This window comes from Ningiella algicola (assembly GCF_028401415.2).
Taxonomy (GTDB): domain Bacteria; phylum Pseudomonadota; class Gammaproteobacteria; order Enterobacterales; family Alteromonadaceae; genus Glaciecola.
This window is the reverse complement of the sequence record NZ_CP171821.2, coordinates 857,685-876,904: the sequence shown is the minus strand read 5'-3', so window position 1 is coordinate 876,904 and position 19,220 is coordinate 857,685. Positions and strand designations below refer to the sequence as shown.

Annotated in this window: 16 protein-coding genes; 7 read left to right on the top strand and 9 right to left on the bottom strand. The window is 43.8% G+C overall.

Annotated elements, in window-relative coordinates; all coding sequences use genetic code 11:
* Nucleotides 1-16: 16 nt before the first annotated feature.
* The gene (locus PN836_RS03895; protein WP_395343726.1) at nucleotides 17-1,663 is read right to left on the bottom strand and encodes a response regulator; all 1,647 of its coding nucleotides are present in this window, start codon (nucleotides 1,661-1,663) and stop codon (nucleotides 17-19) included.
* Between the two features lie 148 nt (nucleotides 1,664-1,811).
* Here PN836_RS03895 and PN836_RS03890 point away from each other — a divergent pair, with 148 nt between their 5' ends.
* The 4 genes from PN836_RS03890 to PN836_RS03875 all read left to right on the top strand — a co-directional run bounded on the left by PN836_RS03890 (nucleotide 1,812) and on the right by PN836_RS03875 (nucleotide 4,494).
* Nucleotides 1,812-2,483: a hypothetical protein gene (locus PN836_RS03890; RefSeq protein ID WP_395343723.1), complete on the top strand. Its 672-nt coding sequence runs from the start codon at nucleotides 1,812-1,814 to the stop codon at nucleotides 2,481-2,483.
* Nucleotides 2,484-2,613: 130 nt separating this feature from the next.
* Nucleotides 2,614-3,606, top strand: a complete 993-nt coding sequence (locus PN836_RS03885) for a rhodanese-related sulfurtransferase (RefSeq protein WP_395343720.1) — start codon at nucleotides 2,614-2,616, stop codon at nucleotides 3,604-3,606.
* Between the two features lie 79 nt (nucleotides 3,607-3,685).
* Complete coding sequence (locus PN836_RS03880; RefSeq protein ID WP_395343718.1) at nucleotides 3,686-3,949, top strand: EF-hand domain-containing protein; 264 nt, start codon at nucleotides 3,686-3,688, stop codon at nucleotides 3,947-3,949.
* 275 nt (nucleotides 3,950-4,224) lie between these two features.
* The gene (locus PN836_RS03875; protein WP_395343716.1) at nucleotides 4,225-4,494 is read left to right on the top strand and encodes a hypothetical protein; all 270 of its coding nucleotides are present in this window, start codon (nucleotides 4,225-4,227) and stop codon (nucleotides 4,492-4,494) included.
* A gap of 37 nt (nucleotides 4,495-4,531) precedes the next feature.
* Here the strand turns inward: PN836_RS03875 and PN836_RS03870 are convergent, their stop codons facing one another.
* The 3 genes from PN836_RS03870 to PN836_RS03860 all read right to left on the bottom strand — a co-directional run bounded on the left by PN836_RS03870 (nucleotide 4,532) and on the right by PN836_RS03860 (nucleotide 7,417).
* The gene (locus PN836_RS03870) at nucleotides 4,532-5,845 is read right to left on the bottom strand and encodes a DEAD/DEAH box helicase (RefSeq protein ID WP_395343714.1); all 1,314 of its coding nucleotides are present in this window, start codon (nucleotides 5,843-5,845) and stop codon (nucleotides 4,532-4,534) included.
* 190 nt (nucleotides 5,846-6,035) lie between these two features.
* Nucleotides 6,036-6,695 carry a CoA transferase subunit B gene (locus PN836_RS03865; protein ID WP_395343711.1) on the bottom strand — a complete coding sequence of 220 codons (660 nt, stop codon included), beginning with the start codon at nucleotides 6,693-6,695 and terminating at the stop codon, nucleotides 6,036-6,038.
* Nucleotides 6,695-7,417, bottom strand: a complete 723-nt coding sequence (locus PN836_RS03860; RefSeq protein WP_395343709.1) for a CoA transferase subunit A — start codon at nucleotides 7,415-7,417, stop codon at nucleotides 6,695-6,697. The genes PN836_RS03865 and PN836_RS03860 overlap by 1 nt, the downstream gene beginning before the upstream one ends.
* Before the next feature lie 177 nt (nucleotides 7,418-7,594).
* On the opposite strand from PN836_RS03860, the gene PN836_RS03855 reads away from it, so the two are divergent.
* Entirely contained in the window at nucleotides 7,595-8,551 is a 957-nt protein-coding gene (locus PN836_RS03855; protein WP_395343707.1) for a LysR family transcriptional regulator, read from the top strand.
* Between the two features lie 2 nt (nucleotides 8,552-8,553).
* On the opposite strand, the gene PN836_RS03850 is transcribed toward PN836_RS03855, so the two are convergent.
* Nucleotides 8,554-9,330: a hypothetical protein gene (locus PN836_RS03850; protein WP_395343705.1), complete on the bottom strand. Its 777-nt coding sequence runs from the start codon at nucleotides 9,328-9,330 to the stop codon at nucleotides 8,554-8,556.
* 27 nt (nucleotides 9,331-9,357) lie between these two features.
* Complete coding sequence (locus PN836_RS03845; RefSeq protein WP_395345450.1) at nucleotides 9,358-10,011, bottom strand: sensor histidine kinase; 654 nt, start codon at nucleotides 10,009-10,011, stop codon at nucleotides 9,358-9,360.
* Nucleotides 10,012-10,355: 344 nt separating this feature from the next.
* On the opposite strand from PN836_RS03845, the gene cysB reads away from it, so the two are divergent.
* Nucleotides 10,356-11,330, top strand: coding sequence for an HTH-type transcriptional regulator CysB (cysB, locus tag PN836_RS03840; RefSeq protein ID WP_395343702.1), 975 nt, complete (start codon nucleotides 10,356-10,358; stop codon nucleotides 11,328-11,330).
* 247 nt (nucleotides 11,331-11,577) lie between these two features.
* Complete coding sequence (locus PN836_RS03835; RefSeq protein ID WP_395343700.1) at nucleotides 11,578-15,684, top strand: EAL domain-containing protein; 4,107 nt, start codon at nucleotides 11,578-11,580, stop codon at nucleotides 15,682-15,684.
* An 18-nt stretch (nucleotides 15,685-15,702) separates the two neighbouring features.
* On the opposite strand, the gene PN836_RS03830 is transcribed toward PN836_RS03835, so the two are convergent.
* The 3 genes from PN836_RS03830 to pabB form a co-directional block, all read right to left on the bottom strand.
* Nucleotides 15,703-17,079, bottom strand: a complete 1,377-nt coding sequence (locus tag PN836_RS03830) for an L-serine ammonia-lyase (RefSeq protein WP_395343697.1) — start codon at nucleotides 17,077-17,079, stop codon at nucleotides 15,703-15,705.
* A 134-nt stretch (nucleotides 17,080-17,213) separates the two neighbouring features.
* Entirely contained in the window at nucleotides 17,214-17,813 is a 600-nt protein-coding gene (locus PN836_RS03825) for a CoA pyrophosphatase (protein WP_395343695.1), read from the bottom strand.
* The gene (gene pabB / locus PN836_RS03820) at nucleotides 17,800-19,170 is read right to left on the bottom strand and encodes an aminodeoxychorismate synthase component I (RefSeq protein WP_395345448.1); all 1,371 of its coding nucleotides are present in this window, start codon (nucleotides 19,168-19,170) and stop codon (nucleotides 17,800-17,802) included. The genes PN836_RS03825 and pabB overlap by 14 nt, the downstream gene beginning before the upstream one ends.
* Between the last annotated feature and the right edge of the window lie 50 nt (nucleotides 19,171-19,220).

Sequence of the window (19,220 nt, the reverse complement as noted above, 5' to 3'; positions counted from 1 at the left end):
ACGTAAAAGCCGTTGCCTATCCTATTACTTTTTCTACATCTTCTTTCATATTCTCGAACTTTTTCTTGTGTGTATCTTTTAAAGGCATAGTACTCATAAAACGGAAAAGCTCTCGCGCCTGCATTATATGTTGGCCTTCCGGTCGATTGGTTTTCTCGATAAGCTTAACTAAACACTGAAGCAAATTTAGGTTCACATTGATATTTAGCGGGCACTCTTTTTTCGCAATGGTAAATTCGTCGTAGGCCTGCTGATAGCTTCCGGTGCTGTAATACTGAATGCCTTGTTTGTTATGTTTCACGTATTGTTCGCGAGTATGAGCAGCGTTTTCCATCTCACTATCAATGAGATAAATAATGGAGGGGTCTATTTTGTCTTTGTTTTTCTTAATGACTTTAATAAGTTTTGCTGCTTCTTCAAAATCGCCTAAGTCAAGCATTAGCTTAATACTGTCTGCAGCCATTGCCACTGGGTAGTCTGTAAATGTCCTTTCAATTTCTATTTGGGTCTTTTCCAGACACTTTTTTGCCTCAGATTGCTTTCCTTCAATGAGCGTCATGCGTGCTTGGATCATCGACTGAAAGATGTCGAAATCAAAATCATCTGGGTTTGAATGAATAGACTCATCGTGTTGAACACGCTGCATGGTCAATAAGGTTTCTTGCAAGTAGCGATTTCGAACGCTTTTGTCGTCTGTGTTTTCAGCAATGTCCAATACTGATCGGATGTAGCCGCAAACGTGATTGATATTTTTGTGAACGGAGCGTTGCGATAGTTCGTAAATCGACTTGGCACTATTCATGGCTAATCGATATTGTCCATTTTCACGCGCAATTTCACAGACTCTAAAATGACGATCGATAGAAAGCGGAGATAGCTCCAATGCTTCAAGAATATACTTAAGCGCTTCCGGCTTTTTATCATCTTGTAAATAAGCATCCGCAATAATATCGTAAGCCTCAACTGTATTTGATGAGCTTTCGATGACGCGTTTAGCTAGGTCAATGGCTTTAGAATACTCCTGTTTCAGCAAATATGTTTTTGCCATTGAACAAACTGCCCAGTGCAGCGCGCGTTCCTCTAAAACTTGATTAAGCACTGACTCGGCAGCGTCATATTGCTCTAACTTCCAATACAGTTTGACTAATATCTGAAGTAAATGATTCGTGTAGCGAGGTTCAGTCTCTAAAAAATGTTTACAGGTTTGAATACTCAACTCGTATTTTTGATGATCAATTTGGCTATAAAGCGCAGCAAGTGTGACTCGGCGGTGGCTGGCGCGGGATATCCTAGAATTGAGCTGTGCTTGAGAGAATGGTTTGACCAAATAGTCATCTGGCTGTTTTTCAAGTGAGCCTAAGACCATCGAACGTGCGCTGTCGCCACTAATCATGATAAATACGGTGGAGGGTCGCACATATTTATAGTTTCGAATTTCTTCAAGAAATTCAAATCCGTTTTTGCGATTGGTGCCAAGATGCAAATCGCTAATTATGATGTCATATGATTTAGCTTTACAGGCTTTTAAGGCTTCTTCGGCACTTCCTGCAGTGGTGACTGTTTTTGCCCCAAGCGCATTTAAAAGCCCTCGCAAGAGGACTAAAAAAGGACGTCTGTCTTCAACCACTAAACATCGTTTTTCAGAGTAATCTAATTTTTCCATCTACCACTTTCGGTTGCTACCGATATTTGTTATTTACTGTATCGCGCGTATTTAAAAAGCCTTGAGGGATTACTTCAGTGACTTTCAGCGCGGCCGATACATTATTATTCATAACCACACCTTGATATTGATTGCGCAAACACTGCATATGGAAACAGCTCAATATATTCAGACGCAAAACGCCATTAACGAAGCGGTGAACTTGAAAAGTTCGGCTGCAATCGCAAATGCACAAAGTACTACAAACGCGAATATTGGTTCATCGGCAAGTTTTGATTTTTTTCGCAGTGTGTTTGATGCGCAGGTTGATTTAGCCTTTAAGCTTGCACAAAGTGAACGTGTACAGTCCGCTGACTTTACACACCCAGATATCGTAGAACCAAGGCGCGAAAATGCGGTGCACTATCCAGACGAATACGGTGAAATTTTATCAGACAAGGCTTTGTTTAAACGTATTCTTATTGATACGAATAGTGATGTTTCTCTTGAAACATGCAAACAGCACTACGAGCATGCAGCTCAACTTAACGCCGCCATAAATAACAATCGTCCTCTCACTTTTAGGCTTGCACAAAGCGCTTACCCCATTCCTTTATCGCAATTTAACGATGCCAAACGTATAGATGATGATGTAATAGAGAACTGTCCATTTCACGTCAGTGAAAAGATTAAACAAGATAGGCGCGATATGTTGTCCCAAACTGTATTATTGTCTGATGATCAGAGCGTTGATGCGGATGATTATTTAACCAGAGACAACTACGATATCCACCTTTCATCTTTGAGCGCGCTTATCCAACAATCACAATCTTTCCTCTAATTCGCTCAATTAAAGTGCTCAATGTCTCGAAGATTTTCATATTTTATGCTAGGGTGCGAGCCTCAAACATACCAATTATTATCGACAGCTTAGGCACTGGATTTGCGTTCCAGCGAGCATAGGAAAGAATATGAAACAATTTTTAGTCTGCGCACTATACAAATTCGTCACGCTTGAAAATTATAAATCCCTTAGAGAACCACTACGCGACTTTATGGAAAGCCGCCAAATCAAAGGCACCATATTACTCGCAAACGAGGGATTAAACGGCACTGTTTCTGGAGGGCAAAGGGATATTCAAGCCTTGCTAGATTATTTGAATGAAGATGCTCGTATTTCACCGGTATCGCACAAGGAATCTTGGCATAGTGAACAACCTTTTTATCGCACAAAAGTGAAGCTCAAGAAAGAGATTGTGACGATGGGGATTGAGGGAATCGACCCACGCAAAACGGTGGGCACTTACGTAAAACCAAGCGACTGGAACGCGTTAATTTCCGATCCCGACGTTACTGTAATAGATACGCGCAACGATTATGAGATTGATATTGGTACGTTTAAGCATGCCATTAACCCGCATACTGACTCGTTTCGAGAGTTTCCAGAATATGTTGAAAAGTCACTTGACCCCGGTAAACATAAAAAAGTCGCCATGTTCTGCACAGGCGGCATACGCTGTGAGAAATCGACGGCTTATTTAAAAGAGCAGGGCTTTGACGAGGTGTACCACCTGGAGGGCGGCATCCTCAAATACTTAGAAGATGTGCCCAAGGAAGATTCGCTATGGGAAGGGGACTGTTTTGTTTTTGATAATCGTGTTGCGGTTAATCATGATTTAGAGCAAAGTGATTATGACCAGTGCTATGGATGTCGATTGCCTATTACAGAGGAAGACAAAAAAACTGATGAGTATGAGCGAGGCGTTAGTTGCCCCAAGTGTTATGGTTCGCACAGCGAAGAGCAACTTGCTCGTTTTAGGGAAAGAGAAAAGCAAGTCAATCTTGCTAAAGCTCGTTCGCAAGAGCATGTTGGCAGTGCAGCGAGAGACATAATGCAGCAAAAACGAGAAGAAAAAGCACGAGCTCAGCGACAGCGTGCGCTTGAGCAAAAGCGGTCTTCTTAGAATCATCAGGTTTTTTGCTAGACTTAGGCTAAGTTATCAGAGTAAACTTGAACTAAAGCGCCATCAATAGGGCAGTTCCATGAGCGATCAATCGACAACATCCAGTACAGAATTAACCGACGAACAAGTAGCCGAAATCCGAAAAGAGTTTGATTTTTTCGACCGAGACAAGAATGGACAGATTGATTTGCATGAATTTATCGATTTGCTTACTATTTTATCACCGAAAACAAAAGCCAATCATGTAAAAGAAGGCTTTGATTTAATCGATGGTAATGGCGATGGCTATATCGATTTTGAAGAGTTCTTAAAGTGGTGGCAAGAATGCTGGTGGGAATATTAAGCATTTGCTAAACAAATTTAAAAGCGCTTTTATTGCGCTTTTTTTGTGTTTTAAGAAAAACGTCGTTAAACAAGGCGTGTACTTCGTTAAAAAGTCCATTTTTATTTTGAACAATCTTCATCTAAATGTGTTTAATAGTTACTAAATTGCAATAAAATGCACAAAAATACGGAAATCAAGATTTATTAAAATTCCTATAAAAACGTCTAAAAATGTCGAAAAAAATTAATTTTATACCGAAATGTTCCGTTCTTTTATCTATCTTGATGGTTAGTATGTCTTTATCTGCGGAGGGTTTCTCATATGGAGAGATCGCAGGCCGAAACTCAGACGCGGGCTTGTCACCACAACAGGTGGCTGAAGCAAAAATGCAAGGTGAATGCCCGGTAGGTTTGAAAGATATTAATTTTAAAAAGAAGGATGACTTTGATCCAGTTGCCGAATGGACCAGCTATCGCAGTATTTCGTTAATGGAACAGGTTCAACCTTGCGAAGTGCCAATTATGATGGAAGTGGCGCGAACAGAGTTACTTAAACGTGAATAAGAAAAGCCGAACCTGACGCAGATATTTTCTTGCAATATTACTCGTCTTTCGGTTTACGTTTCACAGGCACAAAGCCAAGCTCTCGTGACTGAGAAGGGTCAAAGCGCGTTGTTTTTTTACGCTGATCCTTCACTTTTTTATGCTTCGTTGCTTGCGGTTTTCCCGAACCTGCTGCTTTTGACTGTTTAGGATGCAGGCCAAGGCCTTTGAAAGACGCCTCTAGCCCATCGAACACTGAAAACTCAAAGCGGTGTTTTAGTCTTTCTTGTATTGCCAGTAAGCTCGCCCAGTCCTTCTTGCTAACCAATGATGCCGCTTTACCCTGATTGCCTGCGCGTCCTGTTCTGCCAATTCGGTGAATGTACTCATCAGCGAATTTCGGGAGATCATAGTTGATGACTTTTGCGATATTCGCAATGTCTAGTCCACGGGAAGCCAAATCTGTCGTTACTAGTACGCCCGTTTTGCCGCGCGTAAAATCGTTGATAACGGCGGAACGCTGGTTCTGTAATAGCTCGCCGTGCAGGAAAGCTGCACTTATTTGGTGTTGCTTCAGCCACTGCACGATCCTTTGTGTATCATCTCGCGTGGCGGTAAATACTAAGGCTTGTTCCCGTCCTTCTAACTTTAAGCATTTTACTAGCAAATCATTTTTATGTTCGACGCCATCAGCAAAGTAAAAACGCTGAGCGATGTCTTCATGCCCGGTGGCGACTTTGTCGATGCGAATTTTTTCAGGGCTTTTGAGCATAAGCTGCGTCATGTGGCTTATTTCAGCGCTGTCCATAGTGGCAGAGAACATCATGGTTTGACGTTTGCGATGGTCAGCGCTTTTGTGAATATATTGCAATGCCTTTTCAAATCCAAGCTCTAGCATGCGGTCTGCTTCGTCCAAAATGAGTAGCTCCAGACCATTTAGAAACAAATGCCGTGCTTCTAGATGGTCAAAAATACGACCCGCTGTGCCTACAACGATGTGCGGGTTACGTCTTAATGCTTTGGCTTGGTCGTTATAATTTTCGCCGCCTACAATGACTGTGCACTGCAAACCTTGTTTGGAGGTAAGGGCTTTAGCCACCCCAAAGACTTGCTTTGCCAGTTCTCGAGTAGGCGCCAAAATAAGTGCCCGTGGATCTCGTTTGCTCAGTGCTTTTTGTGACAGTAATCGCTGCACTGCGGGCACTAAAAACGCAAGTGTCTTGCCGGATCCCGTTTTAGATGATGCTAGTAGGTCTTTTCCCATTAAACCTTTAGGAATAGCTTGTTCTTGTACAGGCGTTAAGGTCGCAACTTGCATAGTATCAAGGGCGGTTTGTAGGCGGTTATCTAAGGGTAAATCTTTAAAATCCAAAGCCTTGCTCAGTATTGTGTGCGTTGCTTAGTACTCAAGCGGTTCGATTAATGCCCGAGACCTTATCTAAACAAAAATTAGAGTTGTCGGAAGAGTATAAAAGGAAAAGGCATCAATCGAAATCACTTTCATCGAGTGATGCCTCAAATGGCGGTGACGCAGTTTCGGCGTTTGCCGCTAAACCGGCAGGTTAACTCAATCGCATTTCAGGAACATCGCCCTCAACTACAAGTGTTCCGGCGGTTTTCTCTTTGATTTCTTCGACGCTAACACCCGGTGCTCGCTCTCTTAAATAAAAGGTTGCGTCTTTGACTTCAAGTACTGCCAAATCCGTAATGATGCGCGTGATGCAGTTAACGCCCGTTAAAGGCAATGTGCATGCTTGCAAAAGCTTTGAGTTACCACGTTTGTCTGCGTGAGTCATAGTCACAATTATGTTTTTTGCGCCAGCCACTAAATCCATTGCTCCACCCATGCCTTTGACCAGTTTGCCCGGAATCATCCAAGAGGCAATGTTGCCGTTTACATCCACTTCGAATGCACCGAGCACGGTAAAGTCAACATGGCCGCCACGGATCATTGCAAAGCTTTCTGCTGAGTTGAAAATAGAAGCCCCGGTTGAAGCAGTTACTGTTTCTTTACCTGCATTTATCATATCGGCGTCAACTTGGTCTTCTGTGGGGTAAGGGCCCATTCCAAGTAAGCCGTTTTCAGACTGTAGCATCACGCTTATATCGTTTGGTACGTAATTGGCAGCAAGAGTCGGAATACCAATGCCTAAGTTTACATAGTCGCCGTCTTTAAATTCTTGTGCAACACGCATTGCGATTTGATCTCTAGTAAGCGCCATTAGCTTGCCTCCTTTGCCGATGCATTTTTTGCCAGTACTTTGCGTTCAATACGCTTTTCGAACTCGCCTTGAATCACTCTATCCACATAAATGCCCGGGGTATGAATTTGGCTTGGCTCAAGCTCTCCTGGCTCAACGATATGCTCCACCTCGACTATAGTGGTTTTGCCTGCTGTTGCCGCCATTGGGTTGAAGTTCATCGCGGTGTGACGGTACATACAATTGCCATATCGGTCTGCTTTATACGCTTTTACAATGGCAAAGTCACCAGTAATGCTTTCTTCCATGATGTACGGACGTCCGTCAAAGTCTTTGACTTCTTTGCCTTCACCCACAGGTGTGCCATAACCGGTGGCAGTGTAAAATGCAGGTATGCCCGCACCGCCAGCGCGCATTTTTTCAGCAAGCGTGCCTTGAGGCGTGAGTTCGACTTCAAGCTCTCCATTCAAAAGTTGCTGTTCGAAAAGGGCATTTTCGCCAACGTATGACGACACCATTTTTTTAATTTGCTTGTCTTCCAGTAGTAAACCCAAGCCAAAGCCATCTACACCGCAGTTGTTAGAAACAACCGTTAGACCAGTTGTACCCATTTGTTTTATCTGCGCAATCAATCCCTCGGGAATGCCGCATAAACCGAATCCGCCTGCAATTACCGTCATACCATTCTTTAAGCCATGCATTGCTTCCTCATAGCTTGATACGACTTTGTCAAAACCTGCCATTCCACACTCTCCAAATATCATTAGTTTGCGCAAATACGAGCTTGAACAATCTCATATTGTGCTATCAATAATGCCTTCTAGTATTGTAGAGCTCGAGTATTTTGTAAAATTGAATTAATATTAGGTTTAATAAAAATAATTTATGAATAAAGCATTCAAAATTTTAGAGCATCGCATATGGCAAACCCCCGTACATCAAAAAGTCATTCTCCTAGTATTTCTTATAAGAATATGTGTGCCTTTGTTGGTGTAGCCAGCGCCACTACCTTTGCAGAGGCTGCGGCATTGTTGTGTTTGTCTCAACCCGCTTTATCTACTTCAATCAAGAATATGGAGGTACAGCTTGGGGGGAAGCTGTTTAGTCGCTCCACTCGAAAAGTGACACTTACCCCTGAGGGGCAGGCATTTCTTCCAGTAGCAAAGCGACTCATTGATGATTGGAACAATGCTTTAACTGATGTGCAGGACTTGTTCAGCGTAAACAAAGGTCGACTGACTGTAGCCAGCATGCCCTCATTTGCAGAAGGGCGCTTAGCTAACATACTGCAAGATTACCGTAAGGCACATCCCAACATCATGCTGCGTGTACTTGATGTAGTGATGGAGCAGGCGATAGAGGCAGTGCGAGCTGGTCGCGCTGATTTAGGATTTGTGTTTGAACCAGAAACGCTGCAAAACCTTCAGTTTCTGCCGTTGCTTACTGACAACTTTTGCGTCGTGATGCCTAAAAAGCACCTTTTGGCCAAGGCAAGCAGCCTCAGTCTTGAGGAGGTTTACAAGCAGCCAATGGTAGCAATGAATCAAGGCTCTAGCATTCGAAAGTGGGTCGATGAGGCTTTTATTACAGAATTGCGTAAACTAGAGAGACAAAGTACATCAGATATGAAGAACACGCCTTCAATTGTGGCTGAAGCATCGCAACTTGGCACGCTAGGCCAGTTAGTCAAAACCGGTATTGGTTTGGCAATTGTGCCGCAATTGTGCCAGCAGCAGATGCTTGCGAAATCGTTAGTTTGCGTGGAGTTAAGAAGTAAAAGTTTGTGCAAAAGAGTAGGGGTGATTGCAAAAGAGCCAAACACTCTTTCGCGCGCAGCTCACGCACTTTGGAGTGATTTAAGTAGCAAACAGCATTAAGTTTACCACTTCTTCTTTGGTGCAAAGAGGGTATCAATATCCTCTTTTTCTTTTTCTTTGGCTTTGTCGGCAAGCACGGCTTTCACGTTCTTATCGCGCAAGGTACTTTCCAGTCCCTCAAGCATCGCCATTAACTCTTTGGCGCGATTTACGGTATAGTCATCCTGCGGTTTTTGTTTCGCTAGCGCGCTTATGGCTTTTTCAAGATATTGTCTAGCGGAGCCTTGCATTTGCGTGGCAACAGCATCTTTTGCGCGCTTGTGCAGGGTGTCAATATTGACTCTTAATTGCAGGCGTTCCAGCGCTTTGTCTTCTGTTTGGAATGCGGCTGAATCGATATTACCTTTGCGCTGCTCGCTTCTTATTATTGTACGTAACTTTTTGATCGCTTGAATATATTTGATAATCACTTTGTCAGATTTGGGAAGTTCAAAGCTAGATTGGTCTGGTGCCGGCTCATCTACGTTTATATCGCGAACGGCTTTCTGTAAGTCATTGACCTTCTTTTTCAGATCATTGGATGGATTTTGCTCGTAAATTTCCATGAGCGCTTCAAGCGAACGCTTGCGTAAAATAGAAATTAAACGTTGTGACAGCGGCATATGCTGGGCTGCGCTTACTGCATTTTCAGTTTCATCTAGGATGGTGCGATTTCGATTAATTTCTTCGCGTTTTTTAGCGGCTTTTCGCTCATTATGTTGCTGAACAGCGCTCGCCGCAATGCCCGCCACAATGAGCGTGGCAATTAAAACAATAATAATGATGTAGGTCTGATTCATATTGCTTGCTCGCGACTATAGTTGAGGTTACGGCAGTCGCAGCGTGAACACACTGCCACCGGTTTCACTGCTGTTGCTTAACTCAATAGAGCCACGCTTATCCATATTCTTATGCGTTTTTGCCATAAGTCGGGCAAAAAATAATCCAAGACCAGTTCGTCCTTCGCTTATACAGTGCTGAGTGAGTGTCACGCTCGACATTTCTAGCATACTGTCAGGATAGCCTGGACCATCGTCTTCGACTTCTACAACCATGAAGGTATTTTCGATGCGTGCGCTAAGACTAATTTTGCTGCAGCCATAACGAACGGCGTTTATCAGAACATCGTGCAAAAGCAAGTAAATTAGCTCCCTGTCTAAATACCAAGACAGTTCTTCGTCTACCTCAACCGTGACTTCAATGCCTTGTTGCGAGGTATACATGGCGTTGCTATCAACGATTTCGTCAAACAGCTCTGCAATAAACACTTCATCAATGTTGACAGGCAAGGCGTCGATTTCTGCACGGTAAAGTGAGAGCACTTGTACCAAGGTGGTGTTCATACGATTGGCCTCATAATGCACGCTATTGAGACCGTCGTGAGCATCCTTTGCATCCACTGGCAGTTTTGCTGACATCTGCTCAATTGACTGCATAAGCAGACTCAGTGAGTTTTTCATATCGTGTATGGCAACCGCCATGACCGAAGAAAAATCGACCAATTCTTTGCCTCGAGCATGCTGCTCACCTGAACCTGTATGTGCTTCGTCTGACACCGTTATAAATCCATTCGCCTTGGGTTGAAACAAAATAAATACCAAAAGGTACTTGCAAAAACGCATAAATTGCGGTTTTCTTATGCACTTAAGTTTGAACCGAATGATGTTTAACTGTAATTTTCTATAAGGCTTTATCGACCAATTTCGTGATTGCTTTATCTTTATAGCGCTAGGCATTTTTTTGCATGATGCGTTTTTACTCAGACAGTTTCCATATTCATCGCACGCACCAACACACACTTAGCTTATCCCTTGATGAGGCAAGAATGAAACTACAACAACTTAGATACATCGTAGAGGTTCTAAACAATAACCTTAACGTGTCGGCGACAGCCGAAACGCTATTTACCTCTCAACCCGGTATTAGCAAACAGGTGCGAATGCTCGAAGATGAATTAGGTATTCAAATTTTCGGCAGAAGTGGTAAGCATCTGACGCATGTAACAGAAGCGGGTAAGGAAGTAATTAATATATCGCGTGAAATTCTTGCAAAGGTGGAGAGCATCAAAGCAGTTGCCAGAGAACACACGCTTCCTGACCAAGGCAAACTTAATATTGCCACCACGCACACTCAAGCGCGCTATGCCTTGCCAGAAGTCATTAAAGGCTTTATGTCAAAATATCCCAAAGTATCGCTGCATATGCATCAGGGTACGCCATCGCAAATCAGCGATCTGGCTGCAAAAGGCGAGGCTGATTTTGCCATTGCGACTGAATCACTGCATTTGTATAACGACTTGGTGATGTTGCCATGCTATCACTGGAATCGCTCGGTTATTGTGAACAAGGCTCATCCCTTGGCGAAAAAATCTACCATCACAATAGAGGATATTGCCAAGTACTCTTTGGTAACCTATGTGTTCGGGTTCACGGGTCGCTCGGAATTGGATAGAGCATTTACGGAGGCAGGATTAGAGCCAAAAATCGTATTCACTGCAACAGATGCAGATGTTATTAAAACCTATGTGCGACTTGGTGTTGGTATTGGCGTGATTGCCTCTATGGCGGTTGACGAAAAGCTGGATTCTGACTTAGTTAAAATTGATGCCAGTCACCTCTTTGATTACAGCACAACCAAAATCGGTTTTCGCAAAGGTTCGTTTTTACGCAATTACATGTACGAGTTCATTGAACGATTTGCCCCCCACCTTACTAAAGATGTGGTTGAGCGCGCGATGATGCAAAAGAACAATGATGAGGTTGAAAAGATGTTTAAAGGCCTCACGCTGCCAGTAAAGTAAGGGTATTCTTAATAAGCACATTATGACACCTTGAATGATTGCTCATTTTCCATGCGGTGTTCTCACGTGATCGCTTTGATTAAGCGTCTTCTACATACCCTCAATCCATCGGAAATACGTTTATTATCTAAATAATAGAAAGATGGCGCCGATATCTTTCCTAAGACTACGAAAAATCAATTTCAGCGCGATGGTGTGCTGAAGCAAACTCATAACACGGAAGCTAAACCAACCGAGACGAGTTCCATTGACAATTGGTAAGAATAGCAAGCGCTCAAACCATCGCTTAAGTTCAGGCGTCATCGCATTATTGATGGGGTACGTTTTTGCCTGTTGCTCGTTTGCTCAGGCTGTTGGTATTGGTGTGGATGCTGAAAAGCTAGACTCAATTTCGCATTATCGAGCGATTCCTGCTTACACAGCAAGTGACCTCGACGAAAACTTCGTGCGTAAGAGCGAGCAAGACAAGCAGGGCTATATATGGACGGCGAGTAATAATGGTGTACAGCGATACGACGGTTACTCATTTGAGCGCTTTATTTTGCCAAAAGCCAAGTCGATTACCGGCACGCAAATTCCATTTTTGTTTCTTGATAGCAAACAAAATCTTTGGGTAGGAGACCACGGATTATTTCGTTTCAATTATGAGACGCAATCCTTTGAAGCCGTTAACTACGAATATAGACAGCGAATAAACAGCATTGTAGAAGATGATGCAGGTCAATTTTGGATCACATCAGGCACAGAAATTGGACTAATTCAGTTCGACCCAGATAGCAATAAGGTCAAGGCTGTGCATGATTTATCGGCACTGGGGCTCAACACTAACCTTGTGCATGGTATGGCCTACGAAAAAGTCGAAAATCGTTTATGGTTAGCAGCAGACTCGGGCTTGTATACCTTTAAAGTCGAAGACGCTACTACCCGAGCAGTAGAAACCGCTCTTAACGCTATTTTCCCTACGATTCTTATTCGCAATATTGCAATTGATGAGGCGCGCTCGCTGCTATGGTTAGGTACACCGAAAGGTCTCATGCGCTTAAACACCAAAGACTTCAGCTATAAAATATTTTCGGTTGAGAATCGTGCCAGTAGCCTGCCGACCAGCCATATAACCACCGTATTTATTGATACTGCCAATAATCTGTGGGTGGGCTTGGAAAAAGAGGGGCTTTGTTTATTCAAACATAGTACTAAAACGTTTATGTGTCTGCGTTCTGCAATTGATGAACTGGGAAAACTTCCATTTGCCACAATTGAAGACATATCCGAAGACAATAACGGTTCTTTATGGATTTCAGTTAACAATTACGGTATTTACCGAGTTACACCGCGCCTTGAAGTTTTCAAACGACTGCGCGATAAAATTAGCGATTCTTCTGGGGATTATTTTCCGCATTCATTCGATGCTGTTGTGCGTGAAAATAACGAGATGTGGATTGGAACAGATGGCGGCGGCATCAATATTGTTAATATTGAAACAGGCGAGTTTAAGAATCTTCGCCATGATCCGCTTAAGCAAAATTCACTAGCAGCAAATGCAATCATTTCTGTGGCAGAGGATTCATCAGGCTTTATTTGGGCAGGTGCATGGGCTGGCGGCTTAAGCCGTATAAATCCAGAGACCTATGAGGTTGAACGATTTGAGCACGATCCCAGTAAGCTGCTTTCAAAAAGCCTGGCAGGAAACAATGTGTTTTTCATACTGCCAGATAAAAAGGGGTTATGGATCAGTGTTTGGGGCTTTGGTCTGCAGTACTTTGATTTTGAAACTAAAAGCTTCACAAACTATATTCACAAAGCGCGCGGCGGAAAGTCTCAGATTACCAACTCCGAAATCACTCACATGCAGTTGTTTGACAATAAGATCTTCATAGCAGGACAAAATGCGCTGGAATATCTTGATTTGAAGACGATGGAGTTTTCACGTCTGCTCGACTTTGAAAACAACCGCATGTTTTTTGTTTTAGTTGAGTCATATGAGGAAATATGGATAGGCACTGTCAATGGTCTAGTGAAGTACAATTCGCTGACGAATGAGCGTGTTCATTATACAAGCGCAGAGGGTCTTTCCGATAATGGTGTCAATTACCTGTACAAAGACGAATATAACAGGCTTTGGATTGCAACCAATAATGGGCTGTCTGTCTTAAACACCGACAATAAAAAGATACAAACTTTCTATGCACGCGACGGACTCGTTGGAAATGCCCTGAGCACACACGGAGAGTTTGCGAGAATCGGTAATGAACTATTTATCCCCAACAAGCGGGGGGTGAACATGATAAGACTTAATGAGCTTTCCGAAGATCTAAGCAAGCCCACAACCCACATTTCTCAAATTGCCTTTGCAAATATAAGCAGCGGCCGAAGTGAGATATTTGACCCAAGAGTAGCTTCCGACATGCGGGATACATTAGCGCTCGCTCATGATAAGAATAGCCTACGTGTCGATTTTACGAGCTTAAGTTTTATCTACCCTGAATACAATTTATTTAAGTATCGCTTAAAAGGATGGCAGCAGGACTTTGTTCAAACGACGGCTGCCGAGCGCTTTGCAAAATTTGATAACTTGCCGGCAGGTGAGTATGAGTTTGAAGTGTATGCTGCCAATAGCAACGAACGTTGGGATAATTTGGGTGACTCCTTCTCGTTTACTATCTTAAACCCTTGGTGGCAAACCTGGTGGGCAAGAGTCATTTTTGTGATTTTGGCATTTTTGCTCGCTTACGGCTTTGTAAAATGGCGTATCTCCTTAATCAGAAGTCGAGAACGAGAACTCGCCGAAAAAGTCGAAGAAAAGACACAGCAGCTTAAAGAATATGCCTCTGAATTAGAATACGCGAGCGACTCCCTCGCAAAGCTCAATTCTGAACTCGAGGAGCGCGTTAAGCATCGCACGGCAGAGCTTCAGGTTGAAGTAAACGAGAGAAAAGTTGCCGAGAGTAAGCTCTTTCATTTGGCCTTTCATGACTCATTGACCGGTCTTCCCAATCGAGAGTGGATTATCAAACGCCTCACCTCCCTGATCGCTAAAAATCAAGGTGATAATCCCCAACCTTTCGCACTTATGTTTTTAGATGGCGATAGATTCAAACAAATTAATGACACCCATGGACACAGCATTGGCGATGAGTTGCTCATTGCCAGCGGCATGAGACTTTCGAAGCTGCTGGACGAAAATCAGCATGCTGCTCGATTAGGTGGCGACGAATTTACTGTCATCGCAGAGAATGTGATCGATTTACCCGCATTAGAGCAACTTGGTCACGACATTATCGATGCCTTTAAAGAACCATTTGTATTCGATAAAATTTTGATTCATTTTCACATGAGCGTCGGGCTTGTGCTTTGCGATGATACCTACACGGCAGTCACAGGTGCGCTTCGTGATGCCGATATTGCTATGTATAACGCCAAACAAGCGGGTAAAGGCACATTTAAAATTTTTGACCGAGAAATGCGTAAGGAGACGCTAGCGCTTTCTGAGCTTGAAAGCGACCTTCATAAAGCCGTTGCAAATGAACAGTTTTATTTGGTGTATCAGCCTCTATTAGATGTTCAAAGCAAGAAGATAACAGGCTGTGAAGCGCTCATCCGCTGGGAGCATCCTGAACGAGGCAACGTACCGCCAGATGTCTTTATTCCCATGGCTGAAGAAACTGGGCTTATTGTAGACATAGGCAAATGGGTATTGAAAACCGCTTGTCAGCAGCTCAGGCAATGGCAACTGATAGACTGTCTGACAGATTTTAGTGTGTCGGTTAATCTATCAAGTAATCAGCTGAGTGGTAATTCCTTTATTGAAACAATTGACTCCGTGCTAGGCAGCACAGGCTTAGATGGGAAGTATCTTAAACTTGAACTTACAGAGTCGACGCTGATTGAAAATAACGAACACATTAAACATTTGCTAGACCAGATAATAATGCGCGGTATTGAACTTGCCATTGACGACTTTGGTACGGGCTATTCATCGTTAGCATACCTTAATCAACTGCCGGTTCAGCACATCAAAATTGATCGGCGCTTTATCGATGCTATCGAAAATGATGGTAAGATCAATGAGGACGCGCTTGAAATAGTGCGTGCTACAGTCACCTTAGGTAAGAGTTTGCGTATGCAGGTTACCGCTGAGGGCATAGAGTCTCAGCGCCAGCTTCAGGAACTTCAAAATCTAAGGGCTGATTTTGCGCAAGGTTATTTTATAGCCAAGCCAATGCCTGCAGATAACATTGTTGACTTTGTGAAAACTGTTCCTCCTGTGTTTGACATCAAGCAACCGCCACCCAATCCTTTGAAAAAATACCAAGAAGATATAAACAAGAAACTACTGCGATTGAAAAAAAGTTAGTGGTGCAAAGCGAGCGGCTCAGCACTCTATGATATTGACCGCCAAGCCGCCGCGCGCGGTTTCTTTATACTTGGTTTTCATGTCGTTGCCCGTGTCCCACATCGTTTTAATAACTTTATCCAACGATACTTTCTGCGTGCCGGTGCCCCTTAAAGCCAAGCGCGATGCATTTATCGCTTTAATTGCGCCCATCGCATTGCGTTCAATACAAGGCACTTGCACCAAGCCACCAACAGGGTCACACGTTAGCCCTAAATTATGCTCCATGCCAATTTCAGCCGCGTTTTCGACGGCATCCACCGAGCCGCCCAAAATCTCGGTCAATGCGCCTGCCGCCATCGAACAAGCAACGCCTACCTCGCCTTGACAGCCAACCTCGGCACCGGAAATGGACGCGTTCTTTTTATACAAAATCGCGATTGCACCTGCGGTAAGCAAGAAGCGGCAGGCTGTGTCTTCATCTAGCGGGCGGATGAACTTATCGTAATAACACATTACCGCTGGAATAATCCCAGCAGCACCATTCGTTGGCGCAGTTACTACGCGCCCACCTGCTGCATTTTCTTCATTAACTGCCAGGGCGTACATGTTCACCCAATCCATGACCTGCATCGGGTCATCGTTTTTTTCATTTTGTAAGCGTTGATACAGGGCTGGCGCACGGCGTGTGACTTTTAATCCCCCAGGCAGGACGCCTTCGGTCTCTATACCATGCTGCACGCAGTCTTTCATGACACCCCAAATACGCACAAGTTCTGAGCGAGTGACGGACTCCTCACGCACAATAGCCTCATTTTTAAGCATCATGGAGCTAATACGAAAACCGTTATTTTTACAGTGAATCAGCATTTCAGCAGCCGTGGAAAAAGGGAAGGGTGCATCGAGTTGTTGCTGAGCGATTTGCTCTTGCTTTTGCGTTGCGAAGTCCGCCTCCTCAACAATAAATCCACCACCGATAGAGTAATAGGTCTTATGAAAAATGCATTCATCGCCTTTCATTGCAAATAGCGTCATTCCATTTGCATGCAGAGGGAGTGACTTTCGTCGATGAAAGACAATGGCGCCCTGTTGAGGGAAAGCGATGCGTTTGTTTTGAAGCAAATCAAGCGATTGCTCGCGCTCTACGGTATTTAATATTGCGTCTACTTTGCTGACAGGCACATTGTCAGGTGTAAATCCTATTAGTCCTAGGATGACTGCTTTGCCAGTGCCGTGCCCCTTGCCAGTTTGTCCAAGTGAGCCATATAGCTCTGTTCGCACGCTATCAATAGATTCGCTAAGGCCACTGGTGTGCATTATCTCAGTCGCAAACTGATAAGCGGCTCGCATTGGGCCAACGGTATGAGAGCTTGATGGGCCAATGCCCACTTTAAACATATCAAATACGCTTATCATGACTGTCCTTTTGCTTAATGAACCTGAATCCTGTTTAAGAAACGTCTGAGCATAGTGCTTAGCGTTGGGAATAGTAGTGGAAATATAGTTGCAAATGCAACCAAAATTTACGTGTTATTGTGTGAATTGAAGGGTTAGTTATTGCGCAAATAAAACATAATATGATCGCGCAGCTGCGCCATCATGCCAGCTGTCGCTCCCCAGATTACGCGGTCACCGTAAGTCACATAATTGAGGGGAAAGCTAAGTTGTCCGCGGTGAACAAGCTGCACGAAGTAGTTGGATTCATCCATTAAGAAACTCAGAGGCACCTCAAATACTGACTCGACTTCATTCTTATCCAGCACTAAATCTCGCTGAACATCAAAACCATGTTCATGTTTGGCAACAATTGGCGTGACCGCAAATCCACTAATCGTGCGATAAGGCGGCAGCTGGCCAATGACTGTTATTGCATCAGTTGCCAGACCAATTTCCTCCTCAGTCTCACGAAATGCTGTGGCGATAAGGTCGGTATCGTGAGTTTCTGCTTTACCCCCTGGAAAACTGATTTGCCCTGCGTGATGTTTCAGGTGACTTGCTCGCTGCGTAAAGATAACCGAGAGTTCACCCCCAGCAGGATTAAGACATATCAACACCGCCGCAGGGCGTTTGGCATTGGGAAAAGGCTCACCAGCATCACGTACAACGCGCCAAGGCTGATTAAATGCAGACAGAAAATCAGACTCCTTCATTCATTTCCTTTATCGTCTCACTTAGAGTGGGTAAGATCTTCGCTACCTTGTGAAATGATTCTTGATATTCATCATGCGCGGTAGAGTCTAAAACTATGCCGCCACCTGCCCAGCAATGCAATACCCCATCTTCAGCTAAAATGGTGCGAATGCAAATACTTGTATCCATATCGTCTCTTATGCCCAGATAGCCAATGCTACCGCAATAAATACTGCGTTTGTCAGGCTCGAGTTCCTGGATGATTTGCATTGCCCTCACTTTTGGCGCACCGGTTATAGAACCGCCGGGAAATGCACCAGCAAGTAAATCAAAGGGGCTCGCGTTTGCTTTAAGTTTACCTACCACAGTACTGACCATATGATGCACAGCCGGATAGCTCTCCAGGGCAAACAATTTTGGTACGCTGACCGAATTTACTTCGCAATGTTTGCTTAAGTCGTTTCTTAACAAATCGACAATCATCAAATTCTCAGCTTTATCTTTTTCTGAACTTAGCAGTTCATTTGCAAGCATTTCATCCTCTTGCTTGTCACTTGCTCGTTTACGTGTACCTTTAATTGGCTTGGTCACGACTTCCCCGTTTTTTACTGACAAAAAACGTTCCGGAGAAACGCTTAATACGCAAGACTTAGGCAGCCGTATAAAGGCAGAAAAGGGGGCTTTGTTTACCTCTGTAAGCTTCTTGTAGGCTAGCCATTCATCGCCATGATAAGGCGCTGAAAAACGCTGAGCAAAGTTTATCTGATAGCAATCACCCGAGTGCAGATACTCATCGATTTTGTTCATCGATTCTGTGTACTGCGCTTCGTTCATATTGCTTGTCCATTCGCCTATTAATGCGAAGTTTTCCGAAGGCGCGGGCTCTAGCAATGCTTGCAGCCATTGACAGTTTGTGCTGCCATGCGGGCCGCTCATTGATTTTTCTGGACAAACGTAAAATACTTGATTGGTGTAAGTGTCGATAATCAGCGAGTGAGTATAGAAACCTACCGCAATATCATCTAAATGATACTGTTGAGCATTGTTGTCTTTAATCCCATCTGTAAAAATATTGATGTCGTAGCCAAATAAGCCCATTGCGCCAGCCAGAAAGGGAAGCGAATCAATATCAATGGGCAGACTTGAATTGTGTTCACTGCTGTTAGAACGAGGCAATTCAAAGCCTTTTTGAAACAATCTGTGCAGTATTGCTAGGTCCTCGAATGGTCGATGCACTAAAGAAGCACCCGAAAACAAGTGTTGAGGATCCTCGAGGCTCGCACATGCGTTTTTGAACTGATATTTCGCGGCTGGCGAGTGAACGATGATGTCGTAGCGGCCGTCACTTAGGCGATTATTGCAGGTGTCTAAAAGCATCGCCCACTCTTGTTTTGCGATTCGGCTGAATATCGTGCGCGATAAAGAGC